We start from the raw sequence: 7,782 nt of genomic DNA, 5'->3' as shown, positions 1-7,782 counted from the left end.
AAGTGCCTGCGCCCCCTGGTAGAAAAAACATGGCCGGGCGCCCACCGGGAGGCCCCGGCCCGCCCACTGGGAGGCCCCGGCCCGCCCGCAAGGAGGCCTGCGGCCCACCCGCCGAAAACACCCCAGCCCACCCGCGGAAGGCTCGGAGGCCGTCTTACCGAAAAACCGGAACCCACCTCACAGACCGACCCAACGTCCGGCCACCGGGACGGGCAGCCGGCCGCCCGCGGGAAGGCCCTGCGTCGCAGTCCTGTCGGGCGGCCTCACCGCCCGACAGGGCCCCCAGGCCACCCACGACGAGCAGTCGGCCGCCTGCCGGGAGGGCTTGCGTACGGCCGCCGCCGGGCGTCGGCGCCGGGCGGCGGCCGGGCCTCGGGTCGGGCGGCGAGCGGACCGGGGGCCTCCGATAGCCTCGAGGCGTGATGGAACAGCACTCTTCCCGGTTCGAGCGGGGCACCGACGGGCCCAAGGTCATCGTCGTCGGAGTGGACGGCTCCGACTCCTCGCTCCGTGCCGCGGCCTACGCGGGCGGCCTGGCCAGGCGCCAGCACGCGCTGCTCGCGGTGGTGTACGTGCAGCCGGTGATGGCGGCGGGCGCCGCCCTCGGAGTGCCGGTGGCGGAGACGACCGACGAGATCGCCGAGGACCTGGTCGGCCAGATCCGGGAGGCCGCCGAGCGGGTCAAGGGGATATTCGACGTGCGCTGGGAGTTCCACACGTTCCGCGGCGACCCCTACGGCGGCCTGGTCAAGGCGGCCGACGAGCTCAAGGCGGACGCCGTGGTGGTGGGCGCCTCGGAGCAGGCCGGCCACCGGATCGTCGGCTCCGTGGCGGTCCGCCTGGTGAAGGCGGGTCGCTGGCCCGTGACGGTGGTGCCGTAGGGCCTGTCCGGCGAGGACCCGGCACGGGCCGGGCTTCCGAGCCCGGCGCCGGCGTGCACCGGACCGGGCGCGGGCCGGTCCCGGCGGGGGCGGGACCGGGCGGACCCTAGACCCAGCGTGGGCCACACCCAACGTTGGCTGCCCCCAGCAGACACCGGTCCGGGCGTGGGCCGGACCGGGCGCCGACCCGACCAGGCGTGAGCCGGACCCAACCTGGGCCAGACCCAACCTGGGCCAGACCCAGCAGGCACCGGACCGGGCGTGCGCCAGGTCGGACGGGCGCCGACCCGACCAGGCGTGAGCCGAACCGGACGTGGGCCTGACCGGGCGGACGCCAGACCCAACCTGAGCCAGACCCAGCGGGCACCGGACCGGGCTTGGGCCGGGTCGGACGGGCACCAGACCGGGCGCCGACCCGACCAGGCGTGAGCCGAACCGGGCATGGGCCGGACCGGACGAGTGCCGGACCGGACGGGTGTCGCTTCGTGTTCAGTCCGCCATCGCCAGGCCGTCCTTTGCCGCGCCCCGGCTGAGGACCACCTCCCGGATGCGGTCGCGCACGGTCTCGACGTCGGCGCCCTGGGCGAGCGCCTGGTTGAGGTCCACCAGGCGCCCGGCGTCGACGTCGAACATCTGCGGGACGAACTCGGCCCTGCTCACCTCCCAGCGCCCGCCGGGCCGGGACGGCGGGGCGAAAGTGAAGCGGCCGAGCGTGGACTGGTTGCCGCGCGGGTCCCGGACGCCCTGGCGGTCGAGCGCCTCACCGGCGATCTGGTCGCCGGTCCCGTACACCACCCAGGTGCCGTTGACCTTCTCGTACGCCTGGGGGACATGGGCGTGGGTGCCGATGATCAGGTCGATGTCGGGGCGCCCGCCGGTGCGCGCGGCGGTGAGTCGGCGCGCCAGGTCCTGCTGGCTGTCGTCCGGCGCGTCCTGCCACTCGGTGCCCCAGTTCAGGGAGACGACGACCACGTCGGCGCCCGCCTTACGGGCCATCCGGGCGTCGGTGAGGATGCGGTTCTCCTCGACCGGGTCGACGGCCCACGACTGGCCGTCGGGCAGCGGACGGCCGTCGGTGTCCGACGTGTAGGCGAGGAGGGCGACCGCCGCGGGTCCCGCGCGCAGCATCGTGACGGTGCGTGCCTCGGCCTCGGTGCGGGCCGTTCCGGCGTGGGCCAGGCCCACCGTGTCGAGCGCGCCGAGGGTGCGCCGGATCCCGGGCGCGCCGTCGTCGAGGCTGTGGTCGGACGCGGTGGCGCAGCCGTCGTAGCCGGCGGCGGCGAGCGCCAGGGAGATCTCCGGCGGGGACCCGAAGGAGGTGGAGTCGCCGGCGGTGCCGTACACCGTCCCCAGGTGACACAGCGCCAGATCGGCCCGGGAGACGGCGGATTCGGCACCGGCGAGCATCGGCCGGAAGTCGTAGCCCGTGCCGCCCGCGTCGAAGCGCGCCCGCTCGATGATCGAGCCGTCCGGGATCACGTCTCCGGAGGCGACCAGGGTGAAGCCGCGGGCGGCGGCGGCCGCGGACGGGCCCGGCAGGCCGGGCCGGCCGAACCGGCCGGACTGGTCGGCCTGCTGCCGGTGGGCCTGGCAGGCGGCGGCCGCGGTGAGAATGGCCGTCAGGGCCAGGGCCACCTGCCGTCTGCGTGCGATCATCATTCACCCCATCGCGATCGTATTTACCCATAAATAGGTACGAGATTGACAGTCGTCGCAAACAGCCTCGGCACCCCCATTAACCCATTGGATGCGCACGACTGGGGCAGACGGACCGTTCGTCGAACCGTTCGCCGACGCGATCGACCGTCCGCCGCAGATCCGTGCGCGCGCCCTGTCCTCACGCCGCGCCCTGCGCTCCCATACGGCCATGACGGCCGGAACCATCCTCATGAAGTCGACGACCGCCGAACACGAGCTCGCCGCGCTCCAGCGCGAGCACGGACGGCCGCTCTTCGCCCTGCTGCTGAGGCTCTGCGACGGCGACCGGCAGCGCGCCGAGGACCTCGTCCAGGAGACGCTGGTACGCGCCTGGCAGCATCCCGAGGCGCTGCGCGCCGACGACTTCACCTCCGTACGGCCGTGGCTGCTGACCGTGGGGCGGCGTCTGGCGATCGACGCACGACGGGCCCGGCAGGCCCGTCCGGCGGAGGTCGGGGACGCCGTGCTGGAACACGCGCCGGTGTGCGCGGACCACGCCGAGCGGTCCGCCGCGATGCTCGATGTGCGCGAGGCTGTGAAGACACTCACTCCGGAGCACCGCGAAGTCCTGGTGCTGGTGTATTTCCTCGGGGCCAGTGTGGCGGAGGCCGCCCAGGCCCTCGGCATCCCGCCGGGTACGGTGAAGTCCCGGGCATACTACGCGCTGCGCGCCCTGCGCCGGGTTCTTCCGGGATATGCGGCCGACCTGCACTGAAACCAGTGGGAAAGTCAAACCTCCGTAAAGCGCCTTGCTGCGGGACCCGGTTGAGTAATCCGCTGTCCTCATCCGTGTTCCGGATCGGGGGCCCCGGTTCGGGCAACGCGCACGCAACGGAGGAAGGCAGGAAGGGATGCTGCACAGAGGTGAGCAGGACACGGACGGCACCGGCGGCGGTGAACTGACCGTACCCATGGCCTGGTTGTACGCCGAGTACATCGCCGACGAACTGCTGCGGACCGGCGATCTGATGCCGCCGACGTCCTTCGAGTTCCGCGCCGGGCGGGACGCCCTGGCCCTCACGATCTTCCTGTCCGACACGGACGGAGAGCTCTCCGGCATCCGGGTCATCACCCAGCTGGAGACCTGGCTCTCGCTGACGGCTTACGACCAGCCGTGGCAGGAGTGGGTGCGCGAGCGGATGGACCAACTCACCGCCGAGGCGGCCGAGTCGGCGGGACCGGCCGCGGATCTGGAACTGGCGGCGACGGCCTGGCGCTGGCTCCAGGAGACGGAGCTGCTCGCACCCGATCTGAACGCCGTGCCGGGCGGCGGTTCACAGGTCGGCGAGGACGACGGACCGAAGGTGTGGACGCCCGCGTGGCAGCTCGGACTGCCCCTCGGACACCTCGCCATCCATCTTTTCTAGAATCCGACCAATCCGTGGAGCCGACGGCTACGAACTCGTTGGTTACGATTCGGTGCGGGCCCTGAGTGATTCGGCAGCCTGGTGCGTACCAGTGGGAGCAAGCAGTAACCCCACCGACACCCAAAGGCACAAGGATTCCGCATGAGGTCCCTGGAAAGGCATCGAGACGTCGGCGCGTACGCGCTCGGCCTCCTGGACGAGGTGGAGGCCTTCCGCTTCGAGGACCACCTCATGGAGTGCCCTCAGTGCGCCGCGCAGGTCACCGAATTCGGCCCCACGGCACGGCAGTTGCTGCTGTACCGGAAGGCGACGCCGCGCTCCGTGCACCCGATGGCCGGTCCCGGCCCGCAGCTGCTGGACAAGCTCCTCGGCGAGGTCGCCGCCCGGCAGCGGGCCCAGCGGCGCCGGCTGCTGTTCGCCCTGGCCGCCTCCGTGGTGGTCGCGCTGGCGGGAGGCGTGCTCTCGACCATGCTGGGCGGCGGCGACGGGACGGCGCGGGTCACGGCGACCGACGAGCGGTCGGGCGTCTGGGCCCAGCTCACGACCCAGGACGAGGCGTACGGCAGTGAGGTCGAGCTCCAGGTCAAGGACGGGGCGGGTCCGCGTTCCTGCCGCCTGGTCGCGATCGCCGGCGACGGCTCGGAGCAGACCCTGGCCAGCTGGATGGTCCCGACCCACGACGCCCGCCCCCTGACCATGCACGGCGGCTCGACGCTCCACTCCGACCAGATCACCCGGTACGAGGTCCGCACGGCCGACGGCGAGCACCTGGTGACCCTGCCCGCACCGCACTGAGGCCCGGCGCGCAGGGCGACGTTCCGCGGAGCCGCCGCTCCGTCGGGCGCGACCTGTGCCGCGACCCGCGCCGGTCACTTCAGCAGTCGCGACATCCGCCGGTCCGCCAGCAGCCTGCCGCCCGTCTGGCAGGTGGGGCAGTACTGGAGCGAGGAGTCGCTGAAGGAGACCTCGCGAACGGTGTCGCCGCAGACCGGGCAGGGTTCGCCGGTGCGGCCGTGGACGCGCAGGCCCGACTTCTTCTCCGACTTCAGCCGGCCGGCCGCCAGACCCCGTGAGCGTTCCACGGCCCCGGCCAGCGTGCCGCGCAGGGCCACGTACAGACCGTGGACCTCCTCCGGCGCGAGCGAGGCGGCCACCTTGTACGGGGACATCCGCGCCGCGTGCAGGATCTCGTCGCTGTAGGCGTTGCCCACCCCGGCAATCAGGCTCTGGTCGCGCAGGGCGCCCTTGATCCGGCGGCGCTCCCCGGCGAGCAGGGCCGCGAGGCCGGCCTCGTCGAAGTCGTCGGCGAGCGGGTCCGGGCCGAGCCGGGCCACCCCCGCGATCTCCCGCGGATCCCGGACGACGTACACCGCGAGGCGCTTCTGGGTGCCCGCCTCGGTCAGGTCGAAGCCCGCGCCGGTCTCCAGGGCCACCCGCAGCGCCAGCGGCCCCTTGCCGGGGCGGGGCGGGCCGTCCGGCAGGGGGTCCCGCCACTGGAGCCAGCCCGCGCGGGCCAGGTGGATCACCAGGTGCGGCCCGTCGTCCGTCCCGATGTCGAGGAACTTGCCGTACCGGCGCACGGTCGCGGCCCGGCGGCCCTCGACGGCGGTGACCGCAGGGTCGTACGTCTTCAGGACACTGATCGCGACGGGCAGCACCCGGACGAGTTCGTGCCCGACCAGGTGCGCGTCGAGGAAGTCCTTGAGCGCTTCCACCTCGGGGAGTTCCGGCATACGTCCAGAGTGCCATCAGGGGACGACCTCGGGCCGGACGCGGGCCGTTGCGGTCAGGGCCGTTGCGGTCAGGGCCGTTCCGGGACCACGAACTCGCACCACACGCACTTGCCGCCGCCCCGCGCCTCCACGCCCCACATGTCGGTGAGCCGGTCCACCAGCAGCAGACCCCGGCCCGCGACCCCGGCCTCCCCGATCTCGCGGCGGCGCGGCAGGGCGCTGGAGGAGTCCTCGACCTCGACCCGCAGCCGGCGGCCGGCGCCGACGAGGACCCGCAGGGTGAGGATCGCGGCACCCTCGGTGTGCAGGAGCGCGTTGGTGATCAGTTCATCGGCCACCAGCTCGACCTCGTCGGTACGGTCGCGCGCGCCCCAGGAGCGGACCGCGGTCCGCAGTATGTGACGGGCGTGGGTGAGCGCCTGCGGATCGCCGGGGGCCACGTGCTGGCGGATGCGGCCGCCGGACTGCCGACTGTCCGGGCGGCGGCGGTGCAGCAGGAGCAGCGCCACGTCGTCGTCGCCGCCGCGTTCGTCGGCCACCTCGATGAGCCGGCCTGCGAGCTCGCGGACGCCCTCGGGGCCCTCGGTGACGAGCGCGGTGAGCGTCTTCATCCCGTCGTCGAGGTCGGCACCGGGCTGTTCGACCAGGCCGTCGGTGCACAGCAGCAGGGTGTGGCCGGGATCCAGCTCGATCGTGCCGACCGGGTAGGCGAGGCTGCCGAACTCCGCGGACAGGCCGAGCGGCAGCCCGCCCGGGACGGAGACCCGGCGGCAGGTCCCGTCGGGCGCCCGCAGCAGCGGGTCGAGATGACCGGCGCGGACCACCTGGACCACCCCGGTGGACAGGTCGGCCTCCGCGTACAGGCAGGTGGCGAAGCGTTCGGTGTCCAGTTCACGCAGGAAGACGGAGGCGCGGGCCATCACGGTGGCCGGGGGGTGCCCCTCGGCCGCGTAGGCGCGCAGCACGATCCGCAGCTGGCCCATCACCGCGGCGGCGTGCGTGTCGTGGCCCTGGACGTCGCCGATGACGGCGCCGACCCGCCCTCCGGGCAGCGGGATCAGGTCGTACCAGTCGCCGCCGATGTCCCGGCCGTGGGCGCCGCCGACGCTGGCCGCCCGGTAGCGGACCGCCACGTCGGCGCCGGGCACGCTGGGTATGGTGCGCGGCAGCATGGCCTGTTGCAGGCCCTGCGCGATGTCCTTCTCCTGCTCGTAGAACATGGCCCGTTGCAGGCTCTGGGCGATGCTGCTGCCGAGGGCGACGAGGATGTTGCGTTCCTCGGGGGTGAAGCCGCGGCGGTCGCCGTAGAGCAGGCCCATGGCGCCGATCGGGCGGGCCTGCACGATGAGCGGCAGATAGGCGGCCGAGGTGATGTCCAGATCGGCGAGGCCGGGCCACAGGACCGGGTAGCCGGCGGCGAACTCCTCCGGCGACTCGATGAACCGGGGGCTGAGGGTGCGTACGACCTCGCTCATCGGGTAGGGGTCGTCGATGCGGGTGACCAGGGTGCCGGGCACGAAGCTGCCCTCGGGGCCCTCGGCCACCAGCCGGATGCGGCCCGCCTCCACGAGACCCATGACCAGGCTGGTCGCCCCGAGGTGGGTGAGGCCGTGGGTGTCCTTGAGCACGTCGATGACGTCCCGGACGGTTCGGGCGTGGGCGAGGGCGGCGGTGGTGAGCTGGACGACGTTGGTCTGCTCCCGGCGGGCGTCGTCCAGGTCGGCCGCGTCCTGGCGTTCGGCGAGGTCGCCGAGTTCCTGGGTGGCGTCGCGGACGATGCCGATGATCCGGCGCGGGCGGCCCGTGTCGTCGCGTCTGATGTAGCCCTGGGTGTGGGTCCAGCGCAGGGTGCCGTCGCGGCAGCGCAGCCGGAAGTAGGCGCCGTAGTTCTCGCTGCCGTCCTTGATCGCCTGGGTGACCAGGGTGTCCAGCCGCAGGCCTTCGGCCGGGGGGACCCGCATGGAAAGGGTCTCCGGGTGTCCGTCGTATTCGTCGGGGCGCACGTCGAAGATGTCGTGGGCGAGGGCGTCCATGTGGAGCAGGCCCGTGTCCAGGTCCCAGTCGAAGCCGCCCATGCGGTTGAGCGCCAGAATGGGATCCGGG

7 protein-coding genes are annotated in these 7,782 nt (G+C 73.2%); 4 read left to right on the top strand and 3 right to left on the bottom strand.

The annotated features are described in order from the left end of the window. Positions 1-419: 419 nt before the first annotated feature. Entirely contained in the window at positions 420-881 is a 462-nt protein-coding gene (locus FNH09_RS42735; protein WP_162469938.1) for a universal stress protein, read from the top strand. 489 nt (positions 882-1,370) lie between these two features. On the opposite strand, the gene FNH09_RS42730 is transcribed toward FNH09_RS42735, so the two are convergent. Next, on the bottom strand, positions 1,371-2,537 hold the full coding sequence (locus tag FNH09_RS42730) for a CapA family protein (protein ID WP_152895259.1): 1,167 nt from the start codon (positions 2,535-2,537) through the stop codon (positions 1,371-1,373). Positions 2,538-2,748: 211 nt separating this feature from the next. Here FNH09_RS42730 and FNH09_RS42725 point away from each other — a divergent pair, with 211 nt between their 5' ends. The 3 genes from FNH09_RS42725 (at position 2,749) to FNH09_RS42715 (ending at position 4,741) form a co-directional block, all read left to right on the top strand. Then, on the top strand, positions 2,749-3,294 hold the full coding sequence (locus tag FNH09_RS42725) for a sigma-70 family RNA polymerase sigma factor (protein ID WP_152895258.1): 546 nt from the start codon (positions 2,749-2,751) through the stop codon (positions 3,292-3,294). Between the two features lie 136 nt (positions 3,295-3,430). Then, the gene (locus FNH09_RS42720) at positions 3,431-3,946 is read left to right on the top strand and encodes a hypothetical protein (RefSeq protein ID WP_152895256.1); all 516 of its coding nucleotides are present in this window, start codon (positions 3,431-3,433) and stop codon (positions 3,944-3,946) included. Positions 3,947-4,087: 141 nt separating this feature from the next. Then, positions 4,088-4,741, top strand: a complete 654-nt coding sequence (locus FNH09_RS42715) for a zf-HC2 domain-containing protein (RefSeq protein WP_152895255.1) — start codon at positions 4,088-4,090, stop codon at positions 4,739-4,741. Between the two features lie 74 nt (positions 4,742-4,815). On the opposite strand, the gene FNH09_RS42710 is transcribed toward FNH09_RS42715, so the two are convergent. Both FNH09_RS42710 and FNH09_RS42705 read right to left on the bottom strand, forming a co-directional pair. Further along, positions 4,816-5,679 carry an Fpg/Nei family DNA glycosylase gene (locus tag FNH09_RS42710; protein WP_152895254.1) on the bottom strand — a complete coding sequence of 288 codons (864 nt, stop codon included), beginning with the start codon at positions 5,677-5,679 and terminating at the stop codon, positions 4,816-4,818. Positions 5,680-5,747: 68 nt separating this feature from the next. Next, a partial coding sequence (locus tag FNH09_RS42705; protein ID WP_152895253.1) for a SpoIIE family protein phosphatase occupies positions 5,748-7,782 on the bottom strand: 2,035 nt, incomplete at its 5' end.

Origin of the sequence: Streptomyces adustus (genome assembly GCF_009377175.1) — a bacterium.
In the GTDB taxonomy this organism is placed as follows: domain Bacteria; phylum Actinomycetota; class Actinomycetes; order Streptomycetales; family Streptomycetaceae; genus Streptomyces; species Streptomyces adustus.
Note: the sequence above shows the minus strand (reverse complement) of the source record. Positions and strands in the feature narration are given on the sequence as shown.